The following is a 25,405-nucleotide window of genomic DNA, read 5'->3' as shown; positions in this document are numbered from 1 at the left end:
TGATAGTGATTTGAGCAAATATAGTTTCTACTAAAGCAATTTGTAATCGTTCTAAAGGTTTAGTATTCTTGAAATCAATACATTTGTGTCCAAAATTTCAAAGATGATTATAAAAATATACCCTGAAAATCCCGCACAACGTCATCTTGATACAGTTTATGAATGTCTGATGGATGGAGGAGTCATTATTTATCCAACAGATACGGTTTATGCTTTTGGATGTCATCCTTGCAAAGGAAAGGCCATAGAAAGAATCGCCCAACTCAAAGGCATTAAGAAAAAAGAAGCTGATTTTTCTTTCGTTTTTAGTGATCTGAGTCAGCTGTCCGCCTTTACTAAAAGCTTTGATAAATCAATTTTCAAGGTGATGAAGAGAAACTTACCTGGCCCATTCACCTTTATTTTGGAAGCCAGTAATAGTATTCCAAAAATCTTCAATAATAAGAAGAAAACCATTGGAATCAGGATTCCTGATCATCAAGTTGCTTTGGCTATTGTAAATCAGCTCGATTATCCTTTGATATCATCCTCTATCCATGCGCAAGACAATATTATAGAATACAATACTGATCCTGAAATTCTCTATGATGATTTTTCAGATAAAGTGGATATTATTATCGATGGAGGCTATGGAGATAATCAAGTGAGTACTGTGGTGGATTGTGTGAATGGCGATTTTGAAATCATAAGAGAAGGCAAAGGAATTTTACAGTTTTAGTTTTCTTTTTTTTGATTTTTATCAGAAATCTACTGGGGTATAAAACACTATAGAATATAAACAAGAAAAGCGAAGGTGGAGTGTGAAAACTTCCAGCTTCGCACTTCTTGCTTCAAGCAATTTTTCTACTTTTTGTAAACAAAGGAGTTAATATTCATTCCCGCACCAACAGAAGCAAATATTAAAATATCGTCTTTATTAATCTCATGTTCAGGGCAGTCGTTTCTTAGGATTTTATCATAAAGAGTTGGTACTGTAGCCACAGAGCTATTCCCTAACAAACCGATGCTCATAGGCATGATTTTTTCAGGCATTTTTTCTTTATATAGTCTATAGAACCTTTTTACTATGGCTTCATCCATTTTTTCATTGGCTTGATGTATCAAGACTTTTTTCACATCTGATATACCTAAATCAGCTCTATCTAAAGCCAGTTTCATGGCGGCAGGAACATTAGAGATAGCATATTCATATATCTTTCTACCAAACATCTTTATATACTTGGTATCTGGTTTGTAACCTGGTTTATTGGATTTTCCCATAAATAGGAAATATGCCTCATCGGCCGTGTCTGTTTGCATGGAAGAACTTAACATTCCTCTTTTCTCATCCTCTTCAACTGTTTCCACAATAGCTGCACCAGCTCCATCAGAATAAATCATAGAATCTCTGTCATAAGGATCGGTCACTCTACTTAAGGCTTCAGCGCCAATCACTAGAAATCGTTTTCCCAAACCTGCTTTTCCAAAGGCATCTGCTTGTATCATGCCTTGAACCCAACCAGGACATCCAAAAAGGATATCGTATGCAGTGCAAGAAGGGTTTTTAATATTTAGAATATATTTAACTCTAGAGGCTAAACTAGGTAATATGTCGGTTTGTGTGCTTCCATGATGAATATCACCGAAATTATGTGCGCAAATGATTTGGTCAATAGTTTCGGGATCTATATTTGCATCTTCAATAGCTTTCTTTGCAGCTTCAGCGGCCATATCAGAAACCAATTGATCTTTTTTTAAATACCGACGTTCTCTAATACCCGTAATTTCATTGAATTTGCTAATGATTTCCTCCCCTGGTCCGTCTAGTCTTTCTTGTTTCTCTGAGTAAAAATCTTGTTTAACAAAAGTCTCATTCTTCACAACTTCACTGGGAATATAGCTTCCCATTCCTGTGATTAAAGTATTTAAGTACTTCATGTATTATATTTTTGGTTTTTCAGGCGGTAAAAGTAATCTTTTTTTTAAAAAGGCAACTTTATTTATAAGTTGCATAACAAAAGAGTTTTAGCTACTTATAAGTTGTTTTTACAGGCTATGTTTTTTATATTATTTTCAAATCCTTATAAGTTGTAAATTGTATTGAGGATTTGTAAATTTGTGTATCTTTATCAAATAACATCAATTATTGTTATCAAATGATAACGCCAGCCAAATTAGATGTTTTTGGTTTTATCAGATTTATTGATGATGTTTTAATAACTATTAGAAATGAATTATATTTGGCTTGTTGGAGAAAACAATGAACTCTTAGAACAATTGCAGGTTCTATTTAGTCAAGGACAGTATCAGTTGTCTGAGGATCGAGAATTAATTGATATTATCATTTATGATATTCGAAGGAATATAAATAGTCAAGATGATCTCCTTCTTCTGCAATATGCACAACCAAAGGTGTTTATCTATAAGGATGAACAAGAAATACCACAATATATTTTATCATTAAATTCTAGCAAATCGTTTTTGAAGTTTCCTTTCGATAGTATTGAGATTTTGACACAAGTGGATTTATTGATTAATAATAAATCTGATTTTACATTTAATAATAATGAAGGAATTATTGAGCAGGATTCTTTTTTTGAAGTTTTGAATAGAGATTTGTACTTAAACACTTTTTTAAACACTGCAGATAATGTAGCTTTTGTATTTACTGATATTGGAGGAGAGAACACAAAAATAAAAGGCTTTAGTCGCGGCGCTGAAAAAATATTTCAATATAAAGCAGAGGATATTATTGGCCAAGATGTGGCTGTTCTGCATGAACAAAGCGATGTTGATGGTTTTGAAGAAATGCAGCTTAGACTTAGGAATGGATTAAAAGGGTATACTGGAACCTCACGATTAAAAAGAAAATCAGGTGAGTATTTTGATGCTCTATTTACCATACATCCTCTAGTTAACGAGATAGGAGAGCTAAAAGGAACTATTGGGGTTTCTATCGATATTTCAGAATTAACCAAAGTTCAAGAACAGCTTCAAGAGCAGGAACGAGTTCATAAAACACTGATAAAGAACTTGCCTGGCTTTATATATTATTGTGATAATGATAGGGATTGGACCATGAGATATATTAGCGAGGGATGTATAGATTTGACAGAATATCAACCTTCAGATTTTATTAATAATAAAGTTGTAACCTTTAATCAAATTATTCACGAAGACTGGAGGAAGTTTGTTTGGGATGAATGGCAATTGGCTATTAATGAGAAACGAAATATTATTAAAGATTATCAGATTGTTACAAAATCTAATCAAGTTAAGTGGGTGAGGGAAAGGGGATGCGGTATTTATGATAAAGAAGGAAAACTGGACCATTTAGAAGGTTTTATAACGGATATCAGCGATATAAAAAGGACAGAATTGATACAGAAAGTCATCTTTAATATTTCTACCGCAGTGAGTATTAGTGATAATTTGGGGAAATCAATATTTCATGTCAAAAATGAGTTGGGTAAAATTATTGATACCACAAATTTCTATGTTGCTTTTTATAATGCTAAAGATGATACTTTTGATTTGCCATTTTTTGCTGATGAAAAAGATTCTTTGACTGATTTGCCGGCAGGTAAAACAATGACTAAATATGTCGTAGATACTCAAAAATCATTATTGGCCAATATTGCAACAAAAAAACAGTTGGTCAAGCAAGGAAAGTTGGAAATAAAGGGAAGTCTATCTAAACTCTGGTTAGGTGTTCCCTTGTCTGTTGAAGGTGTTATTACTGGAGTAATTGCGGTTCAAAGTTATGAAGATGAGAATGCATTTAACAAGTCTGATGTGAAGATGTTAGAATTTGTTGCCGATCAAATTAGCACAACACTTTATCGCAAACACGCCGAAGAAGAGCTAAAGGTTGCTCTCATAAAAGCTGAGGAAAGTGACAAATTAAAATCAGCCTTTTTAGCCAATATGAGTCATGAAATACGAACGCCAATGAATGGTATTCTTGGGTTTGCAGCCTTGTTAAGACATGAGGAGATATCAGAAGAAGAACGAGATAAGTTTTTGGGGATTATAGAGAAAAGCGGCAATCGTATGCTTAGTATCATTAATGATGTAATCGATGTTTCTAAAGTAGATGCTGGCATCGTTGAACTTTATATTTCTAAGGTTGATATTGTTGGAGTTTGTACTTACCTGCATTCTTTCTTTTTACCTGAAGTAGAGAAAAAGGGGATGGAGCTTGTTTTAAATCTAGAGGATATTAATGAGGCCTATTTTATAGAAACAGATAGAGAAAAACTCTATGCCATCATCACTAACTTGATCAAGAATTCCATAAAGTATTCCCAGCAAGGAACCATCGAGTTTGGTTGTATAATAAAACATAAAGAAGTAGAATTTTTTGTTAAGGATACTGGAATAGGTATTCCCGAAGAGAAGAAAAAAGATGTGTTTAGGAGGTTTGCTCAACTACATACAACCATTGATGAGTTTAATGAAGGTTCGGGTTTAGGTTTGTCAATTACCAAAGCCTATGTGGAGTTAATGGAAGGAAATATATGGTTTAATTCTGAGCAAGGTAAAGGCAGCGAATTTAGATTTATTTTACCTCAAAATTTAGGACATCAGGATTAATTTGGTTATCTTAGATAGATGAATATCAACAATAAAAAATACTGTTATCATTTTATAAGAAATTACATAGTCTTATTGGTCATGATATTATTGGTTTCGGCTTGTGGAAGGCAAAATCGAAAGGTGAAGCTGTCAGCCGAAGAAAAGGAGTGGTTGAAACACAATCATTCTATTATTGTTGCACCAGAAAAGAATTTCCCACCATTTGCTTTTATCGATGATAAAGGATTTTTCAAAGGTATTTCAGCCGATTTTTTAGCTGAAATTGAAGAACAATTAGGTCTCAACTTTATTATAGCTCCGCCATTTCATTTATCTAAAAACTTAGAGCTCATTAGACAGGAGGAAATAGATATTATTACTTCTATTAAATCTACAAAAGAAAGAAGGGAATATATGGATTTCTCCATCCCTTATATAGAGATTCCAACAATAATAATAACCAGAAAAATCGATAAAAAACATCTTAATCTTAATGATTTAGAAGGCTGCAATGTTGGGGTTGGAGAGAATTATGCAGTGCATGAATTCCTGAGAACAAATTATCCGGACTTAAGCATTCAAACACAGAAAGATGATTTAGATGGTTTGAAAAAACTATCACTTGGTCAGCTTGATGCAGTCATCATGGATTTGGCTAGTGCGAGTTTTTTGACCGACAAAAATGGGATTACTAATTTGTTTGTTTCAGGGGAAGTTGATTTTACATACGATTTGTGCATGGCTTCCGTAAAAAGCAAACCAATAATAAATCAACTCCTTAATAAAGCCATTCAAAATATTTCCCTAGATAGAAAAATGCAGATTAAGGAAAAATGGATACACCTTAATGGCCCAAATCCTGAGTATAGATATAATGTTATCGTTGTGTTTTTGGTGATAGTCCTATTATTATTTGGTTTAGCTATTTTGTTTTTAAATTATTTTCTAAAACGGAAAATAAGGGAGAAAACCTTGGAACTCCAACTTCAAGTAAAAGACAATAAGGTTTTGGAGGAGGAGCTGATATGTTCACTAGGAAAGCAAAAGGAGTGGTATGTCAATTCCCCATTGCCCTATCAGTCACTAACTGTAGAAGGAAGAATTGATGAAGTAAATTCAGAGTGGCTAAAATCTTTGGGTTATCAGCGCGAGGAGGTCATTGGGAAATGGTTTGGTGATTTTTTGGATGAGGAATCAAAAGAGGGATTTCGAAATAACTTTTCTTCCATTTTTGAACGAAAATATGTAAAAAATGCTTATTTGAAAATTCGTCATAGAAATGGTAGGTTTATCGATATCCTTTTAAATGGAAAAGTGTCTAAAGACCCTATTGACGGAAAGTTTAAAACCTATTGTGTATTCCAGAATGTAAGTCGTCAAGTAAAAAATGATACAGAGCTTAAAAAATTCAAAGAAGCTATTGAACAGAGTCCTGTTTGCGTGGTAATGACAGACCCGAAAGGAAATATTGAATTTGCGAATAAACAGTTTGAACTTTTGACAGGATATAGTTTTAGGGAGGCATTAGGTAGGAACCCACGTATTTTAAATGCAGGAACCCAGAGAAAGGAATATTATAAGAATATGTGGGATATTATATCCTCAGGAAATACTTGGACTGGCGAATTTCATAATAGAAAAAAGAATGGAGAGCTTTTTTGGGAAATGGCAGTGATTTCACCAATACAAGATAAAAATGGACTTATAAGCAATTATATTGCAGTAAAAGAGGATGTTACTGAGAGAAAAAAGCTTTGGAGGGAATTAGTAGTGGCAAAAGAGAAAGCAATGGAGTCGGACAAGATAAAATCCGCCTTCTTAGCTAATATGTCTCATGAACTTCGAACTCCTCTCAATGCTATTATTGGGTTTTCTGATCTTATCGATCATGATTTATCTAAAGAAGAAATATTATCCTATATGAATATTATCAATAATAGTGGAAAAGAACTTCAGAAGATTGTTACAAATATATTCGATATCAGCCTGTTGCAGACTGATGAGATTAAGGTGAATTTGGCTGATGTAGATTTGCAACGGTTGTTTACTAATGTATATGATAAAGCTATAGGAGAGCAAAGTCTTGAAAAGTTAAATCAAATAACTTTAAAGACCGAATTTAGTTCTGATTGTGATGGGCGAAAAATACATACAGATTCATATTTACTTGGTGAAGTGATTTTGCATATGGTTCATAATGCTTTTAAGTTCACTATTAAAGGGGAAATTAAACTTATGTGTAAGTTACTAATAGAGGATGGGATAGAATTTGTTAAGTTTTCTATTTTAGATACAGGAATTGGTATTTCAGAAGAAAACCAAAGTCTTATCTTTAAAAGTTTTAAAAAAGTGAATCATAGTACAGGCGAATTATACAGTGGAGTTGGTATAGGCTTGTCAATCTCAAAAAGGCTTGTTGAAATATTAGGCGGCGATATTAAAGTGAAGTCTGTTCTTGGCAAAGGTTCTGAGTTCTCCTTTAAGTTACCATTGTAACATATCTCTTGATTCTTATTTTTGGAGAATCTAATTTGGTTTCATCATTATAATTTCTCTATTGTCATTATTTATCATTGCTTTTTGTTACTTTAGCCATACAAATTCCATTTATGATTAATAGATTATTTAAACCGATATTAGAGAAGCTACCAGAGAACAATAAGCTTGAGCGGATTTGGATATTAGCAAAAACAGATTTTAAAAAGCGATACTACGGTACAAGTCTAGGTATTGTTTGGGCTCTTATTAATCCTCTTGTTCAGTTGTTTATTTACTATTTTGTATTCACAATTTTCTTTAAAACAGATATTCCCAATTTTAGTCTTTATCTTTTTTCAGGCCTGATATTTTGGATGTTTTTTGCAGAGTCAACGAAAAAAGGAATGTATTCAATGCACTCTAATCGGTATCTTCTAGAACAGGTACAAATTGATAAATCAAATATAATATCAGCAGGATTGTTGAGCAATTCATTTGCACTATCATTTAACTTCTTGGTATACTTTATTATATCTCTATTTTTTAAAATAGAATATACTTTGAATGTACTCTACCTGCCGCTTATTTTAATCAATATTATCATACTTATATTTGGTCTAAGCTATATTCTTTCCATTATTTATATCTATTTGCGCGATTTCGATCATTTTTGGGATATTTTTCTAATTGCAGCTTTTTGGGCAAACCCGATAGTTTATCCTGAATCTGTGTTATTAGAATATAAAATTGTCTTATGGCTAAATCCAGTAGCTGGAATCATTATGAATTTACATAATGTACTATTATATGGCCAAGCTCCAGATTTTCAATTGTTGGCATGGAATTTTGCCTACGCTCTTCTGGTTTTTATCATTGGTTATTTTTTGTTTAAGCATTATTCTAAAAAAGTAATTGAGGTATTATAATATGAAATCAAGTGAAACAATAATAAAGCTAAAGGATATTGGCAAGACTTTTAAAATAAAAGACAGAAATACAAATTCTATTCGGTCTAAAGTAACAGGTATATTTAATCCCAATCAGAACCGTGTTATCAAGGCTTTGGAAAATATAAACCTAGAAATTCGGAAGGGAGAGTTTTTTGGAGTCATTGGACACAATGGAAGTGGGAAATCTACATTGCTGAAAGTAATGACTTCTGTTTATCAGCCTGATAAAGGAGGAGTGATTGATATTCAAGGAAGTTTCCAACGATTAGCGCTTGGTACAGGATTCGATTTGGAGTTAACAGTAAGAGAGAATATTTATCTGAATGGTTCCTTGTTTGGATTAACTTTTAAAAAAATAGGCAGTATCTTTAATCAAATTATAGAATATGCCGAACTTGAGAGTTTTGTAGATACTAAAGTAAAATACTTTTCTTCGGGAATGGTGAGTCGTTTGGCTTTTGCAATTGCCATTAATGTAGATGCCGATATCCTATTTCTTGATGAGTTTGGAGGGGTTGGGGATGAAAGCTTTAAAACTAAATCTGAGAATTCATTTAAAGAGTCAATCATTAAAGGGAAAACCATTATTCATGTGAGTCACGATTTAAATACCATTCAAGCATATTGTGATCGTGTTTTATTATTATCAGGAGGAAAACCTATAATGGTAGGGAAACCTGAGGAGGTGATTCAAAAATATCATGAAATTCAGTAGTTTTTGTTTAAGTTTTCATTAGTTTTAGAAACAATAGAAGTTTTTTCCAAAGAGTCATTTTCTTGAGACTAAGTTTATAATACCATAGTTCCGAATTGTGGTCGCTAAACAAATGTTCTTGTTTGCTAATATGAAAATTTTTCTTAATGGCCTTGTCAAACAGATCCCTCTTGAAATAGTATTGCTTATCAATAGGCATGTGTTTATGTTCAAACTCGTTCAACCAAACTACTAATGATAAGATTCCCTTTTCTTTAAGCGCATACTTGTATTTCTTCAAAACAATAATAGCCTCCTCAAATTCCATATGATCTATGGTGCTAAAATCGAAAATAACATCATATTTCCTCTCATTTTCATTAAAAGTAATAATGTTTTGCTCTTTAATGAAAACCTTTTTATTATTCATGTAATCTTTCTTCTTAGCTTCTTTTATAACATTGGGATCTATCTCAAATATTTGAAGCAATGAACAATGTGGCAAAATAAATGGGACTATAGTTTTTGGAATGGAAGAGATTCCTGATTCATTATAACAATCTGTTCTAAGGATTTCTAAATCGGATTTACCCTCTAGCGTTTGTGAGGCAATTTCTTGGTATTCTGAATAAACTTCATGATAAGTGTTACATTTCATAAATTGTGTTTTATTAGGTGAGGCTAAGTTAACAAAATGAAAGAAGTTTCTAATTAGGTTGAGAAAATTAAAAAAACTATTTTTGAAGGAATAAACTTGAGGATTTTATTTTATAAAAGGATAACCAATTAAGTATTTTCCATGATACAATTAAATAGACAGCAGGAATTTTATAGATTAAGTGAACGACTCAATATTGAAGTACCAAAAGATTATTACTGGTATCATACAATCGATTTGGGAAATGGACTTCTCACTCCAGGTGTTTTCGATTTGCGAAATAAATTGCCTTTTTATAATTTCCCCAATTCCATGGAGGGGCTCACAGTTTTAGATGTAGGAGCAGCTACAGGTTTTTTTTCATTTGAATTTGCAAAAAGAGGTGCAGATGTTACAGCTACAGAACTACCTTCGCTCTTAGAGTTAGATGTTTTTCCCGGCCAAGATATTAAGGATGTTGTTAATAAAGGCATTAAGTATTCCAAGGGTTACTCCTATGAAGAACCAAAAGCATTAAACCACGAACTATTTTATAATTTAATGCTCAAAGAGCCATTTGAGTTTTGTTCGCAAAGATTAAACATTCCAATAAAAAGACGTTTTGTAAATGTTTATGATTTTTCATTTGAAAAATTGGGAAAAGCCTCCTTCGACTTTGTTTTTATTGGTGATGTGTTGTTGCATACTATTAATCCTTTACAAGCATTGGCATCAATTGTAGAATTTTGTTCTGGTACCCTTGTCATAGCCCAATATATGCCGAACTCAAACGAAAATAGAGCAATAATGAATTATGTTGGAGGCGATAGTATGGAAGACGATATGTCTGTTTGGTGGAGACCAAATGCATCTTGGTTTTTTCAAGTTTTAAAGAAATTGGGGTTCTCTAAAGTGGAAGTTGTTAATGAGTTTTCTGATGCCTATATACCTAATGGAGTTGAAGAGGTTAAATCTGTTATTTATGCTGTAAGATAGCATTAGTGTTCTTATGAAGTGGTAAATAAATTGTTGAATGTAGAAAGAAATAAATGGTGATAGCAATAGTTAGGGCAACGTTTTTAGCGATAAACAATTTTGAGTTGAACTATGCTTATCAATTTTGTGAATCTTATCTTAGAAAATCGTTAGAACAAAATAATGTTCAGTTTTATTGGTTGCCAGAAGATTTAAGTGAGGATAATTTTCATAAAATTAAAGAATCGCAATACGTAATAACTATTAAGGACCCTCTTTTGATTATTAATTGGCAAATGATGAAAAGGATGGTAACTCTCATTGATAAAGGATATGATGAATGTGGGCCTATGTTTAATTTTAGCGATTTTTCTTATCAAGTTTCATCACCCTTGTTTGCTCCCTTAAACACAACTACCTATGAAGAATTACAAGAGTTATATCAAAGTCAAGCCTTGAAAATTCAAAAAGTAGACAAGCTTGACGATAGATGCATTCTATATTCAAGTAAGTCTTTTTTAAAGAGAAAAAATAATCATTCTTCTTTCTATAAATCAAATGCTGGACTATTATTAAATTCCTTTGTATTTACTTTTAAATCATTCTATAATAGGGTTAGAACAGACTTGGTTCAGAACATACCAAATGATGCCCAGAATATTTTAGATGTTGGTTGTTTTGATGGAAATATGGGGAAGTTTCTATTAAGTAAAAGTGACAACATAAAAATTGATGGAATAGAGCCTTGCGAAACCTCCGCAAAAGTAGCATCTAAATATTATAATGATGTGTTTAATGGATACCTTGAAGATTTCAAGACAGAAAAAAAGTATGATGCAATTGTATGCGGAGATATTTTGGAACATCTGAATGATCCTTGGTTTCAACTTAAAAGGATTTCCAATTTTATACGAACAGATGGTTGTTTAATTTTGAGTATACCTAATGCAGGACATTGGACTTTAGTTTCCGATCAACTCAATGGGAAGTTTGAATATCTACCTTGGGGATTAAGTTGTGTAACACATATTAGATGGTTTACTGAGAAGTCAATAAAAGAAGCTATAGAATCGGCTGGTTTTGAAATAGAAAATATAAGCTATGAGCAAATTCCACCCTCACCAAAAGGCCAACAGTTTATCGAAAAAATAGTAGAGCTTAAATTAGGGAACAAAAAATCATTAATGACAAATGAGTTTCTTATCAAAGCAAAGAAAAGATGAAGATAAGTGTTATTATAGTTAATTATTATACATCTAAGTTTCTTCCTTCTCTTTTAAGATTGTTAGAAAGTGAAGAGGAACTGAAGGAGATTATTATTGTTGATAATAGTATGGAGGAGGGTTTAGATGAAATGGTGTCAAAGTTTCGGAACACAAAGCTCATTTCTAATAATGAAAATGTTGGTTTTGGGAAAGCCGTAAATCAAGCGAGTAAATCGAGTGAATCTGAATGGTATTTAATACTCAACCCAGATACCATGCCAGTGCCTGGTTTTTTAAAGAAGTTGTTGAATGGAGCTATTAGTTCAAATGCGATAATAGCAGGGCCTAGGTTTTATCTTGATGAAGAAAGACAATATAAAATACCACCAGCACTTGGAGCAAATTGGTGGATGCAAACAGCACTCGATTTATCTACTAAATCAGAATTGGATGCTAAACTATTATGCTATTATTGGGATATAAGATTTGAAAAATTTTGGATGGAAAAAGAGCCTTTTTATGAGCCATTTCTGTCAGGAGCATGTTTGTTAGTGAGAAATGATAAAAGCATATTTCCTACAGGAAAAATCTTTGATGAAAGGTTTTTCCTGTATTATGAAGACACCGATTTGTGTGTTTTAGCAGCTGAAAATGATTACAGAATAGTTTGTGTTCCAGATGCAGAGGTGGTGCATTATTGGAACCAATCACCCTCGAGTAAAAAAGGAGAACTAATGATGCAATCTCATCAATTGTATTGGAATAAATATTATGAACAGCTCGAATATTCTAATTTAGTCATTGAAGATTTCCCAATATCAATTAACGACCTAGGTGAATTCGAAGCTCCTCCAAGCTTTTATTTCGAAAATTCAAGTAATGAGAAATTAGATTTCGAAATCGGAGTTAATCGAGTGTTGATTCCAGCTATAAAGGTTAAGGTTGAGGAGGGTAGCTTTAAAATATCCTCCTCAGTTTGGAAACTTCTTGCTAATGGTTATTATTTTTCACGTGTAAAAGATAGATTTGGAAAAACAAAAGCTTTATGGAGATGGAAAAAATTCTAAAAACAGATCAGGGAAAGTTTAAATTGAGGCCATATACTTCTGATGACCAAGAAAAAGTAATGGAACTTTGGGAGCTTGCTTTTAACCATGAAATGGATCAGAAAGTATGGCGATGGAAATATCATAAAAATCCTTTTGGATATCAGATTATGCTTTGTTTAAATGAAAAGGAGGAGCCAGTTGTTATGTATGGAGGGCTTCCGTATAAATCATTTTATAAAGGACAAGCTATACGAATGGTGCATATGACTGATAGTATGTCTCACCCTGCCTATAGAAGTACAACTCAAGGGCGCAAAGGATTATTTATACAAACAGCGGAGCATTTTTTTGATGTTTTTGCCGTTCCTCCAGAGTCTGTTTTTTATTATGGCTATCCAGGGATTAGGGCTTATCGGTTGGGGAAATTGTTTTTACAATACAATGAGATTTCTCAAGGTGTTCAATTTGTTTCTGCCGATATAGAACAAGTAAAAAATAGAAGTGGGTATTTTAAAAAAACTAGATTAGTCCATTCATTTGATACAACTATATTCAATCGTATTTGGAATTCACTAAATTGGTACTATCCTTTTTCTATTAGCCGAAATGCTGATTTTATCAAATGGAGGTATTTTGATCATCCAACCAAAAAATATCTTGTTTTTGTATCAAGAAATATTTTGCATCAACCGAAGGCCTATGGTATCATTCAGATCAATAATAAAATTGCAACATTGGTAGATATTTTGGTTAAACCTAGAGTTGATGATATTGCCTGTTTAGTTTCTGAAATAACTAAAGAATTAAAGAAGAGAGGAGTAACACAAATTCAATCTTGGTTACCTCCAAATCATGGAGTAACCCAAAAACTCATACAAATCGGTTTTATTGCCAAAAAGGAGCCATTAGGTCTAACTATTGTTGGTAGAACTTTCCATAAAGAAATTCCATTAGACCATGCATCAAAAAACATGTTTTTTACAATGGCAGATGGGGATCTTTTTTAAACATGATAGACTTCAAAAGGAAATGGGAAAATTATATATAAACTTGTTGAAAGATGTACTGACAGGGATGAACAGGATGGATAAAACTGTTTATGAACCCTTGGATTGGAGCTATGAACACAAGGCAAAACAACCTTTTTTTATTAGGTATATAGCCAGGTATTTAGAAAAAAAAGGATATGTGATTTGCAGGGAAAAAATAGCATCTAAAGAACATCGCTTACAAGGAGGGGATTGGCCTCTTTATGCTGAAACAATGATAGGATTAAAGCGGCTTGAGAATATTGAATACTGTTTCGAAAAAATAATAGAGGATGATATTCCTGGTGACTTTATTGAAACTGGTGTTTGGAGAGGAGGAGCAACTATATTTATGAGGGCTTTATTAAAAGAAGCAGACATTAAAAATAGGAAAGTATGGGTTGCTGATTCATTTGCTGGTTTACCAAAGCCATCAGGTAAATATAAAGAAGATATTAATGATATACATCATGGTTTTAAAGAGTTAATTGTATCTAAAGAACAAGTGAAAAAGAACTTTGAAAATTATAGACTTCTTGATAAACAAGTGGGGTTTATTGAAGGATGGTTTAGTGAATCCTTAGTTTTTGCACCAATTAATAAACTTTCTATATTAAGGTTAGATGGAGATATGTATGAGTCTACCATGGATGCTCTTGTAAATTTATATCCCAAATTATCGATTGGTGGTTTTGTTATTATTGACGATTGGGGAGCGGTAAAAGCATGTAAAAAAGCGGTTCTAGATTATCGAAGCAAAATGAATATTACTGATCCAGTTGTAAAGATAGACTGGACAGGAGTGTATTGGAGGAAATCTTAAAATGAAATAATTAGTATTGTGTTAACTTGAAAAGATGGAGAAACAAACCAAACTAAACAAGCCAAACTTTTTTATACTTGGGGCTGCAAAATCAGGAACATCTACTTTGTATTATTATTTGATGCAACATCCACAAATATTTTTAAGCAAAGAAAAAGAACCAACTTTTTTTTGCGAGGATTTTCAATTGATAAAAAATACTGTTGAATATTTCAAACTGTTTGATCAAGTTGAAAAAGAAACTATAATTGGAGAAGCTTCGCATGCCTATTTTACCGATCCAGAATCTCCTAGGATTATACATGCCCTTTTCCCTAAAGCTAAATTCCTGTTGATTTTGAGGAACCCAGTTGAAAGGGCACATTCCTTATTTCATTTTATGAGAAGGGTTGGTTTGGAGGAAACTAAGACTTTCGAAAAAGCAATTCACCTAGAAGAGGAAAGATATCATTCCGTAAAGTTTCGGAAAGAAAACAAACAATATCCTTATAATTATTTTTATTTTCGATCAGGCTTATTTGGTGAACAATTAAATAGATATTTTAGTCTTTTTGAGAAAAGCCAATTTCATATTATAACAATGAATGAATTACAAATGGACTTTCAAGGAGTAATGAATAAAATTTTTAATTTCTTAAAAGTCGATATTATACCAAGCCAAAGTGGAAAAATCATTAATCAGGGCTATGCAATTAAATATGTGAATCTTCAGAAAGCAATGTACAAAACCCAAAAATATTCCAAGAGTATTTCTCAGCAAATAATGGGGTTTAATAAATTTGAAATTCCCGAAATTCAAGAAGATACTTATAATACTCTAATTAAAAGGTATCATAAGGATCAAGAACTTCTCGAAGAATTGTGCGGTATACGTTTTCTTTAGTGAATTAAACCATTGTAAAATTATTGAAAAAATGGAAGAGCAAGACTTTATTCCTTATAAAACAACTAATGATTGGCAAAAAGGAAATGTTCTGGTATTTGCTCCACATCCCGATGATGAAGTATTCGGCTGTGGAGGTGCTATTCTAAAACATTTGGCCCAAGGAGATCAGGTAGAAGTGATTATTATTACCGATGGTGCTTCACCGGTGATTGAGAGTCAGAAGTCAAGTCTGTATAAATCCATTAGGCAGCAAGAATCTATAAATGCAGCGTGTGTTTTAGGATATGGAGAGCCTATCTTTCTAGATTATCCAGATAGAGGATTCCTTTTTAATGAAAGTAGTATTTTACATATTTTACAATTACTAGAAACTCATCATCCAGCTATAATATATCTCCCTTCTTCTTCAGAAATACACCCTGACCATATTTCTGTTTTTCAGGTTCTTGTTGAATCAGTAAAAAGGTGTTCTCATCAAATAGAGTTGTATTTTTATGAAATTGGGCAAATGCAGAAAGCCAATAGACTTCTCGATATATCAGGTTTTTATGCTCAATTAAACCAAGCCATGGACTGTTTCAAAAGTCAACTTGAAGCTCAGGATTATAAATATCATATAAATGCACTTCATGCCTATAGAACTTATACTTTGGGGAAAAATATAAAATATGCCGAAGCTTATTTTTATTTGCCATCAACAGATTTGTTTTCTGGAAGTGAAGTTTGGCAAAAAACAAACCAAAAAAAGGGTCCAATTAATATTGATTCAAATCTACCAAATGATAATAATCCATTGATTTCTATTGTTGTTCGAACAATGAACAGGAGAGATTTAGCTCAAGCCTTAAAGTCTATAAGTGAACAAAGCTATTCAAATATTGAAGTTCTAGTGATAGATGCATTGGGGAAGAATTCAATTGTTTTAGGGGATTCTTGTGGGAATTTTCCATTGAGAGTAATTTCTGAGAACAGACCATTATCGAGGCCACAAGCTGCAAATGTTGGTTTAAAACATGTAAACGGCACCTATTTCTGTTTCCTTGATGAAGATGATCTGTTGTATAGCTTTCATTGTGGGGCTTTAATTAATGTTTTACAAGGAAGCAATTCTGTTGCTGCATATTCTAATATAGAAAGAGTAGATGCTAATCATGATGTCTTAAATGTTTACAATGATGACTTCGATTTTATAAAGCTTTTATGGGGGAATTATATTCCATTAAACGCAATAATGTTTAGCAATTCTGTTCTCAAAGAATGTGAGTTTGATGAGGATTTTGAATTATATGAGGATTGGAATTTTATAATACAAGTATCAATGTTGGGTTCTATTATTCATATGAATAAACTTACAGGAAAATATATTGATACCAATTCATCTGGAGTAAGGAGTAATGCGAAAAAAATTCATGAGATGGATATTTCTCTAAAGAATAAATGGAAAAACAAGATATCTCCAGAAATGTACTTTGAATTCTTGAACTATGGTTCGCAACTGCTTAAGGATGATAATATCAGGTTTAAGAAGAAAAATGAAAAGTTGAACCTCTCAATCAATAAATATTTAAAGCAAATAGAAATATTAGAAAGTAAGAATCAGGATAATCGTGCCATAATAAACAGTACAGAGGAAAGTGTAGTTGAGTTGGAGCGAGTAATTCAAGATAAAGAGAGTCAGGTTCAAAACCTTCACAGTGAAAAATTAAACTTAGAAATAAATGCCAAAATGATTAAAAACTCTATATCGTGGAGAATAACAAAGGTATTTAGGTTGCCAATATTTGAGGCTATAACAAATATTATTCTTAAATATCGTTTTGATAAACTGCTCAAAAACACTGAGCTTTTCGATGCAAATTATTATCTTTCAAATAATGAGGATGTGGAGGTGTCTGGAGTTTCCCCAATCAAACATTTTCTTTTTCATGGAGGCATAGAGGGAAGAAATCCCTCTGAAATATTTAATAGTAAACTCTATTTAGAGCAAAATCCTGATGTTAAGGAGGCTGGAATAAATCCCTTGTATCATTATTTATTGTTTGGCAAAAAAGAAACTCGAAAATGTGTGAATATTGATGTTGAGGGAAATGAGCTGACCAACACAGAATACCAAAGAATATTAGAACGACAAACAGATACTCCAAATGTAATCACAGAGATGTCTGATAATGATACACTGAAGCTTATAAAAGAAAGTGATTTATTCAATGCCGAATATTATATTCATAAGAATAAAGATGTAAAAGAAGCAGGCATTGAGCCACATGAACACTATTTATATTGGGGATATAAGGAAAAAAGAAACCCAAGCAAAGACTTTGATAATCAGTTTTATTTAGAAACAAATCCTGATGTAGTAAGTTTCGGAATAAATCCATTATTACATTATTTGAAATATGGTATTAATGAGAATCGCTTACCCAAAGCGATAAAGGTAGATGAAAATCATAGTTTGAGCCTTGCAGATATTAACAATGTAGAAATAGATGATGATTCTTGGACAGAACAGAAAGTTGCAATAGTATGTCATTTATACTATTTTGATTTGGCCGATGAAATAATAGAGTATCTTAAAAATATACCCATTTCTTTTGATATTTTTATTAGTACAAGAGCAAATTATATTGAAAAAGTGAATGTATTGTTTAGTTCAAAATTTAAAGGAAGCCAGGTATTAGTTAAATCATTCTCCAATAAAGGGCGAGATATATTTCCTTTTGTGAGTTATTATAAAAGTCATTTACAAAACTATGATTTGGTATGTAAAATACACTCTAAGAAAAGTCCACACAACTTACATTTAGAGGGGTGGCGAAAATACCTTCTAGAGCAATTGATTGGCGGAAAAGCTCCCATTAAGAAAATTTTACATTCATTTAAAAGTGATAAAAAACTTGGTGTCGTTTGGCCAATTGAATACCCTTATCTATCAGTTGTTTATAAAGATAATGATTGGATTAATGATGATGCATCTGCGAAGTTTTACCAATCCCACAGTAAATTACCTAAAATTCGATCAACTAGAAGTGATTTCAATTTTGAATTTCCAACAGGATCAATGTTTTGGTTTCGCCCCCAATCCTTTAAGGAACTACTCCAGTTAAATATTCAGATGGAAGATTTTGAAGAGGAGAAAAATCAGTTGGACTACACCTTGGCACATTATTTAGAAAGACTTTGGCCACAGTTTGTGAAAGATAGTTCATTCAGTATTCAGAAATCTTATTTTAGCGATAAAATGAGAATTGACCAATCTGAACATCGTAAAAAACTTCCCACAGGCCCAAGCATTTTATTCATAACTCACGATTTGTTTCAAGCTGGAGCTCAACAGATTTTATTGAATATTTTAAATTGGTTGTATCATAATACCAGTATTAAAATGAGTGTTGTGGCCTTAAAACTTGGAGATGATGGTGGAAAGTTAAAGTTTGCTATTGAAAGTGTAGCTGACCTTTATATGTGGGATCAATTAGAAAACGAATATGGAGAGGAGGCCATACATCAGCTCGAGAATAAGGTAGGAACGGTTGATTTAATATATGGAAACACCATAGTTTCTACTCAGATATATTCTTTCCTTTCAGCTTTTAATGCTCCATTTATCACTCATATACACGAGCTCGAAAAATCAATACAAAAGTACACACTCGACAAAACACGTGAAGTCTGGAAAAACAAAACTAATTTACATATTGCTTGTTCAGAACCTGTAGAAATAAACCTTCAAGAAAATCATAATATAAAACCTACGGATATTTTATGCATACATGAATTTATTAAGCCTCATTATATAGTAGAACCAAACAAGTTGGACCGAAGGGAAATGCTTGCTTTGCCAGAACATAAAACCATTATTTGGGCTTGTGGAACTATTAACTGGAGGAAAGGCACCGATGTTTTTATTAAAGTAGCTCATGAATTAAAAAAGAGAGGGGTTGAGAATTTTGAGTTTAATTGGATTGGTGATAATTATTGGAATATTGAGCATGCAGACTGGGGAGACTGGACCGAGTGGGAAGAGTATATCAAGAAGTATAAGTTAGAAAAGCTGATTAACATTATTCCATCACGAAATAATCCATCTGAATATTTTGCCGCTGGAGATTTATTTTTCTTACCTTCTAGAGAGGATCCGTTTCCATTAGTGTGTTTAGAGGCAGCTGAGTGTGGCTTGCCAATAGTTTGTTTTGAAAAAGCTGGTGGCATTCCTACCTTAGTTGGCGATGATGCTGGTTTTTCCGTTCCTTTTCTTGATGTGGAGAAAGCTGCTGATGTTATTTCTAAATTGATTTCTGATGAAAAGCTAAAGCAAAAACTTGGTGCCAAAGCCCGAGAGAAGGTGTTCTCATCATATACTACTGATATTGCTGTTCCTCAAATATTGAAGGCTTGCCATAAGGAAATGAAAACACAACCATTGGTGAGTGTTGTGGTTCCTGTTTTTAATCATGGTGATTTTGTGGTAGAAAGGATTGAGAGTATTTTAAATCAAACATTTAAGGATTTTGAGATAATTATACTTGATGATTGTTCCACTGACAATAGTTTATCATTAATTAGAAAGTATGAAACGAATTCCAGTATTCGAATTATTACTAATGAAGTAAATACTGGTTCCCCTTTTAAGCAATGGGGAAAAGGTGTGGAACAAGCACAAGGGAAATATATATGGATTGCCGAAGGAGATGATGTGGCAACCCCCGAATTTATTGAGAGTCTATTGGTAGCTTTTAGCAATCCTAATGTACGGATGGCTTATAGTGCTTCTCATCAAGTTGATCAAATTGGCGAAGTGGAAAAGGAACATTATATCAATATTGGTCATTACAGTAACCTTGGGTTTCCCAAAGAGAGGTGGCAAAAAGAATATTATGAGGAGGGTAAAAATGAAATAGAATCTGCTCTTGCCATTAGAAATACCATTCCAAATGTTAGTGCAGTTATTTTTGAAGCACAAGCTATTAAATCTGTTGATTTTGAAAAAGCAGCTGAGTTTAAAAATGGTGGAGACTGGTATTCATACCTATCCATATTAAAAACAGGGGAAATATATTATCATCCTGCTCACCTCAACTATCATCGTGTTCATTCCACATCAGTTGTAGTTACAAATAAGATTTTAGCGAAAAATACACTTCCCGATTATTATAAAATCCATTTAAAGGTGGTTCAGGAAAACAAACTTTCGCCAAAGGTTATAGATTTAATGATTAATAGTGTAACTTGTGATCTTAGAAATATATGGCCAGATTTAAATGACAAGGAATTTGCAGAGCTATATGATAGCAAGATGATTTTACAAAACAGGATATAATAACCAGACAATAATTAGTTTTTTAAAAACAATCAATCATCAAACAAATTGATCATGTTTAAAAAGAGGATAAAGATTTACTTACATATTGGACAACCTAAAACAGGGAGTAGTGCCATTCAAAGTTTTTTAAACACCAATAGAAAACACTTATTTAATAAGCATTCCATTTTGTATCCAAATCTTAACTCTAATGACTATTCAAATGGAAATCAGCATAATCATGCACCCTATTTTATGAATACCTTTGTTAAGCATGCTGATAAAGAGTGTATTGAGCTTTTTAGCGACATAAAAAGGTATTGTCAGAAAAATAGGATAAAAAAGATTGTGATAAGTAACGAGGGTTTCTTTTGGCACTGGTGGTCTGGTTTAATGAAAGATATAATCGAGAAATTGGGTTTTGATCTGAGCATTATATTATACCTAAGACGACAAGATAAATATTTAGAATCTGCCTGGAAGCAATGGGGTCATAAGCTTCCTGAGTGCAATAATATTCAAGATTATTATGAAACCCTTAACCTAGACTGGTTAGATAATTTGAATATGTGGCTAGATAAATTTGAACCTTCTGAATTTCAGGTTTTTCCCTATGAAAAATCAACAATTGGAGAAGATGTTGTTGAGCATTTTCTAGGTGTTTTAGGTGTTAAGAGGGATACGGAATTTCAGAATCCTCCGTTTTCCAATGAGAATTTCAATATTGGCTTCGATAGAGATACCATAGAGTTATTGAGACTTAGTAAGGAATTGGTTAAAGATCAGCACGATCATAGCTACCTCGATCTCATGCATGATATAATAAACGAAAAACAGCGAAAAAATAATACAAGTACTAAGGGTTTTCTATCTCCTTTAGAAAGCATTGCTATAATCAATAAATATACCCAGTCGAATAATAGAATTGCAGAATTGTTTTTAGATAATAGCAACACATTGTTTAACGATTCTTTACCCTCGGAAACAGATGCTTGGGAACCATATTCAGGTTTAAATTTAGAACTAGTAATTCCTTTGTTGATGGAAAAACTAAAACTACAATCTGATGAAATTAAGAAATTGAAGCGGGAATTAATATCTATAAAGAGTGCAAAAAACTAAATTATGATATTTAATTCACTCACCTTTGCCTTGTTTTTGCCTATTGTTTTTGTGCTGTATTGGTTTGTTTTCAATAAAAACCTCAAAGTACAAAACCTTTTACTAGTTGTGGCAAGCTATGTGTTTTATGGTTGGTGGGATTGGCGTTTTTTATCATTGATTTTTATCAGCTCAATTTCAGACTATACCATAGGATATTTTTTAGCAAAACAAAAAGGGAAGCTAGGTAGGAAACTATTACTATGGCTTAGTTTAGCCATCAACTTGGGTTTTCTGGGCTTTTTTAAATACTATAATTTCTTTTCAGAATCACTTATTGAGGCGTTTAGATACGTGGGAATTCATCTACATGAATCGAGTTTGAATATTATTTTACCTGTTGGAATTAGCTTCTATACTTTTCAAACTCTGAGTTATACCATAGATATATATAGAAAGAAAATAGAACCCACTACACAGATAATTTCATTTTTTGCTTTTGTCAGCTTTTTTCCACAATTGGTAGCGGGACCTATAGAACGGGCTTCAAAACTTTTACCTCAATTTCAGAATGCGAGAGTTTTTAATGTTGTAAAAGCCAAAGATGGCCTTAGACAAATATTAGCAGGATTAATTAAGAAGGTGGTGATTGCCGATACCTTAGCCATCCAAGTTGACTTAATTTTTGGTGGAGATTTAGCTGCAACACCTGGGCTTGTTTTGATATTTGGAGCTATTTTATTCGTATTTCAAATTTATGGTGATTTTTCTGGATATACAGATATTGCAATAGGTACAGCAAGACTTTTTGGCTTCGATTTGATGAGGAATTTCGCCTATCCCTTTTTCTCCAGAAATATAAATGAGTTTTGGCAGCGTTGGCATATTTCACTTTCTACTTGGTTTCGCGATTATGTATTTATTCCATTGGGTGGGAGCTATTGTTCTAAATCTAAGCAAGTAAGAAATATAATAATCACATTTACCATCAGTGGTTTTTGGCATGGAGCAAATTGGACTTTTGTGATTTGGGGATTTCTTAATGGATTGTATTATTTGCCCTTGTTATTATCATCTAAAAAGAGAAAATACACTAATATTGTGGCATATGATAGAAAACTTCCAAGCCTAAAAGAGACCCTGCAAATTTTAATAACATTTGCTTTGTTTACCTTCTCGATGGTGTTCTTTAGGTCGGCAAGTTTATCTGAAGCTTTCAGCTATTTAAAATTATCGGTGTTGAATATTGGAGTTAGACCAGAGCTTATTTTTAACTGGGTTTTGTCACCCTCATTCGTGTTTGTTATATTGTTGATTATAGTTGAATGGGTTCAAAGAAGAAAACAATATTTCCTTCAAATTGAAAACCTTCCATTCTTTATGAGGTGGACAGTTTATCTTTTAGCGATAGCAAGTCTTGTGTATCTAGGTCAGTTTTCTAGTTCTCAACAGTTTATTTACTTTCAATTCTAGCCTATGCCTGATTTTAAAACTTTTTATATCAGTTTGGCTAAAGTAGTACTCGTTCTTTTTATCGTCACGGCGCCAATTCTATATTTCAATATCATTGTTGATCCTTATGGAGTCTTTTTTGGTAATTACAGAAATTCGAAATTGGAACCAAATAAACGATACATGAAGATGAAACACGTATTAAATAGTCCTGATAGGTATCATTCTTTTATCTTTGGATCATCACGTGTTAATGCTTTGAACCCAGCAAGAATTAATAATTCCAAATATTACAATATGACCTATAGTGCAGGAATTCCAAAAGCTCATTATCAGGATATATGTAATTTAATATCGCATGGTGTTAAGATTGAGAATTTATTGATATCGCTAGATTTTGAAGGCATACTCTATGGTGTTGAAGCTAGTGAAAATGATTTATTGAGAAAGAAACCGCCTTCAACCTTCATAGAAAAAATCAAATTTTTCCAGTCCTATATTTTTTATCTGCCATCCTGGAACTATATTAACCTTTTTTATACCAAGGGCAGTCCATTAATAGATAGGTCTTTAGTATTTGAAAATGGAATTACTTATAATAGTTTTTTCGAAAGCCTTAGCAATAAAGGCAAGTTAGCACATAATTCTAGTTCACGATTTTTAAAACCTTCGGGTGCTAGGAAATTTCCAAGCCGTTTAAATATCACAATAAAGGAAATTGAAAACATTGTGAATCTTGCAAAAGAACATGAAATTAACATCCAATTTTTTATCAATCCAGTTCATGCCACTACAATTCTAAACCTAGATTTGGAAAGATATTATCGAGGATTGGAGATGTTGTCGGAGCTTACTGATTTCTACGATTTCAGTGACTTGAACTCCATTACAACTAATAACCTCAATTACTTTGAAACTTCACATTTTACTCAAGGAGTAGGTGATTTAGTTATTGCTAGGATATTTAATCAGTACCATCCTCAATTACCGAATGATTTTGGGAGGAAAGTAAGTAAATTAAATATTATCGATCATATTGAGCATCATAAAGCACAAGTGAAAAGATATTTTCATAAAATAGAAGTTGAGGATTATATTTCACCTATATATGAGAAATCAGATTATTTAAACTCGAAAGATAGCGTTTTTTGGAGTGTCGATGCTTTAAATGGAATAGGTAATGCTCATGTTCAAAAACCATTTGTTCATTCCATTCCTTTGCTTCAAATAGCTGGCAGAGCAATTGTTAAAGATTTTTCAAATAAACCCAAGAAGGTATTTATTAAAATTAATGAACAGTACTTTGAAGCATGTAAGGTGAAAGAATGCGATTCTTTAGGTTTGATTTGGAAAGCTGAAATAAAAACAAATCTTTTACAAAGGGGTATACAGAATATTGAACTAGCCCTATTGATTGATAACAAGTTTGTTTTTGGGGAGGGTAGCGAAGAAATTTATGTTATGCCAAATCAAGTGAGTGTTAATAATTTAGAAATGACTAGTGGGGGTGAGTCAGCAGAGTTTGTGGTAGATAATATTGGTGGACAAAATGGGAATTATATACTTCCGCATCACAAAGAAAACTTTTTGGAGATAAATGGTTGGGTGAAAAATGAAACAGGTCAAAACCCTATGAATAATGTATTTGTGAGTATTGCAGATAAAGAATATCCAATACAGTTTGTCAATCCAAGAAAAGATGTTGTTGATAGGTATGAAGATAATAGTTTGATGATGTCAGGTTGGTCGGTAAAAATACCAATACACTTTGATAGGGGCTGTTATGATATTGATTTTAAGGTGGTGAATAAAGACAAGAAAAGCTTTTGGGTTCCGGAAAACAAATACACTGTAAGGTTTATTGAGGCGCATTCTAAGGAATTATTAGCCGACCTTATTGAATCTCCTATGAAGACCAGATATGTAATTGATAATATAAACAGAGCTAATAATTTTGAGGAGGCCGTTGAAATCAAAGGAGAAAGCATTGAGATTCGAGGTTGGGCTGTGGATGATCTGCACAACTCATCAGCTTTGGGTATGGTCATAAGAATTGGGGAGAAATATTTTCCTAGTGATTATGGACTACCACGGGCAGATGTGGCTAAAGCTTTTACCAATCAGGAGTTTGAGTTTAGTGGATGGAATGTTATTATTCCTACAAAAGAATTGGAGGAGGGGGAGTATGAATTATCGGTGTATATTCTTTCTAAAGATGAAACCACATATTACAAGGATGATACAAATTATAAAATAAAAATAGAGAAATGA

17 protein-coding genes are annotated in these 25,405 nt (G+C 32.6%); 15 read left to right on the top strand and 2 right to left on the bottom strand.

Annotated elements, in window-relative coordinates; genetic code table 11:
• Positions 1 to 103 precede the first annotated feature (103 nt).
• Positions 104 to 718 (top strand): L-threonylcarbamoyladenylate synthase, encoded by a 615-nt coding sequence (locus HNS38_RS02720; RefSeq protein WP_172279623.1) that lies wholly within the window; start codon positions 104 to 106, stop codon positions 716 to 718.
• 125 nt (positions 719 to 843) lie between these two features.
• Here the strand turns inward: HNS38_RS02720 and HNS38_RS02715 are convergent, their stop codons facing one another.
• Positions 844 to 1,917: a 3-oxoacyl-ACP synthase III family protein gene (locus tag HNS38_RS02715; RefSeq protein ID WP_172279621.1), complete on the bottom strand. Its 1,074-nt coding sequence runs from the start codon at positions 1,915 to 1,917 to the stop codon at positions 844 to 846.
• 291 nt (positions 1,918 to 2,208) lie between these two features.
• On the opposite strand from HNS38_RS02715, the gene HNS38_RS02710 reads away from it, so the two are divergent.
• From HNS38_RS02710 to HNS38_RS02695, 4 genes are all read left to right on the top strand, one after another.
• Positions 2,209 to 4,575, top strand: coding sequence for an ATP-binding protein (locus HNS38_RS02710; RefSeq protein WP_172279619.1), 2,367 nt, complete (start codon positions 2,209 to 2,211; stop codon positions 4,573 to 4,575).
• Positions 4,576 to 4,698: 123 nt separating this feature from the next.
• Positions 4,699 to 7,053 carry a PAS domain S-box protein gene (locus HNS38_RS02705; RefSeq protein WP_172279617.1) on the top strand — a complete coding sequence of 785 codons (2,355 nt, stop codon included), beginning with the start codon at positions 4,699 to 4,701 and terminating at the stop codon, positions 7,051 to 7,053.
• 113 nt (positions 7,054 to 7,166) lie between these two features.
• A complete protein-coding gene (locus HNS38_RS02700; RefSeq protein WP_172279615.1) occupies positions 7,167 to 7,961 on the top strand; it encodes an ABC transporter permease in 795 nt (264 codons plus the stop codon).
• Between the two features lies 1 nt (position 7,962).
• Positions 7,963 to 8,700, top strand: a complete 738-nt coding sequence (locus HNS38_RS02695; protein ID WP_172279613.1) for an ABC transporter ATP-binding protein — start codon at positions 7,963 to 7,965, stop codon at positions 8,698 to 8,700.
• Between the two features lie 7 nt (positions 8,701 to 8,707).
• Here HNS38_RS02695 and HNS38_RS02690 read toward each other — a convergent pair whose 3' ends face one another.
• Positions 8,708 to 9,337 carry a hypothetical protein gene (locus tag HNS38_RS02690; protein ID WP_172279611.1) on the bottom strand — a complete coding sequence of 210 codons (630 nt, stop codon included), beginning with the start codon at positions 9,335 to 9,337 and terminating at the stop codon, positions 8,708 to 8,710.
• 141 nt (positions 9,338 to 9,478) lie between these two features.
• Here HNS38_RS02690 and HNS38_RS02685 point away from each other — a divergent pair, with 141 nt between their 5' ends.
• Genes HNS38_RS02685 through HNS38_RS02640 form a run of 10 tightly spaced genes read left to right on the top strand, consistent with a single transcriptional unit; the run spans position 9,479 to position 25,405 of the window.
• Positions 9,479 to 10,312, top strand: coding sequence for a bifunctional 2-polyprenyl-6-hydroxyphenol methylase/3-demethylubiquinol 3-O-methyltransferase UbiG (locus tag HNS38_RS02685; RefSeq protein ID WP_172279609.1), 834 nt, complete (start codon positions 9,479 to 9,481; stop codon positions 10,310 to 10,312).
• 53 nt (positions 10,313 to 10,365) lie between these two features.
• Positions 10,366 to 11,514, top strand: coding sequence for a bifunctional 2-polyprenyl-6-hydroxyphenol methylase/3-demethylubiquinol 3-O-methyltransferase UbiG (locus HNS38_RS02680; protein WP_172345937.1), 1,149 nt, complete (start codon positions 10,366 to 10,368; stop codon positions 11,512 to 11,514).
• The gene (locus tag HNS38_RS02675; protein ID WP_172279605.1) at positions 11,511 to 12,563 is read left to right on the top strand and encodes a glycosyltransferase family 2 protein; all 1,053 of its coding nucleotides are present in this window, start codon (positions 11,511 to 11,513) and stop codon (positions 12,561 to 12,563) included. Before HNS38_RS02680 ends, HNS38_RS02675 begins: the two co-directional genes overlap by 4 nt.
• Positions 12,548 to 13,552 (top strand): GNAT family N-acetyltransferase, encoded by a 1,005-nt coding sequence (locus HNS38_RS02670; RefSeq protein WP_172345936.1) that lies wholly within the window; start codon positions 12,548 to 12,550, stop codon positions 13,550 to 13,552. The genes HNS38_RS02675 and HNS38_RS02670 overlap by 16 nt, the downstream gene beginning before the upstream one ends.
• 22 nt (positions 13,553 to 13,574) lie before the next feature.
• A complete protein-coding gene (locus HNS38_RS02665; RefSeq protein WP_216663621.1) occupies positions 13,575 to 14,396 on the top strand; it encodes a TylF/MycF/NovP-related O-methyltransferase in 822 nt (273 codons plus the stop codon).
• A gap of 34 nt (positions 14,397 to 14,430) precedes the next feature.
• Positions 14,431 to 15,279 (top strand): sulfotransferase, encoded by an 849-nt coding sequence (locus HNS38_RS02660; RefSeq protein ID WP_172279599.1) that lies wholly within the window; start codon positions 14,431 to 14,433, stop codon positions 15,277 to 15,279.
• Between the two features lie 31 nt (positions 15,280 to 15,310).
• On the top strand, positions 15,311 to 20,599 hold the full coding sequence (locus tag HNS38_RS02655) for a rhamnan synthesis F family protein (protein ID WP_172345935.1): 5,289 nt from the start codon (positions 15,311 to 15,313) through the stop codon (positions 20,597 to 20,599).
• Positions 20,600 to 20,653: 54 nt separating this feature from the next.
• Positions 20,654 to 21,703, top strand: a complete 1,050-nt coding sequence (locus HNS38_RS02650) for a hypothetical protein (protein ID WP_172279595.1) — start codon at positions 20,654 to 20,656, stop codon at positions 21,701 to 21,703.
• Positions 21,704 to 21,706: 3 nt separating this feature from the next.
• A complete protein-coding gene (locus HNS38_RS02645; protein WP_172345934.1) occupies positions 21,707 to 23,155 on the top strand; it encodes an MBOAT family protein in 1,449 nt (482 codons plus the stop codon).
• A gap of 3 nt (positions 23,156 to 23,158) precedes the next feature.
• On the top strand, positions 23,159 to 25,405 hold the full coding sequence (locus tag HNS38_RS02640) for a hypothetical protein (RefSeq protein WP_172279591.1): 2,247 nt from the start codon (positions 23,159 to 23,161) through the stop codon (positions 25,403 to 25,405).

The sequence above is a fragment of the Lentimicrobium sp. L6 genome, from assembly GCF_013166655.1.
Classification (GTDB): domain Bacteria; phylum Bacteroidota; class Bacteroidia; order Bacteroidales; family UBA12170; genus UBA12170.
This window is presented reverse-complemented; position numbering and strand designations above follow the sequence as displayed.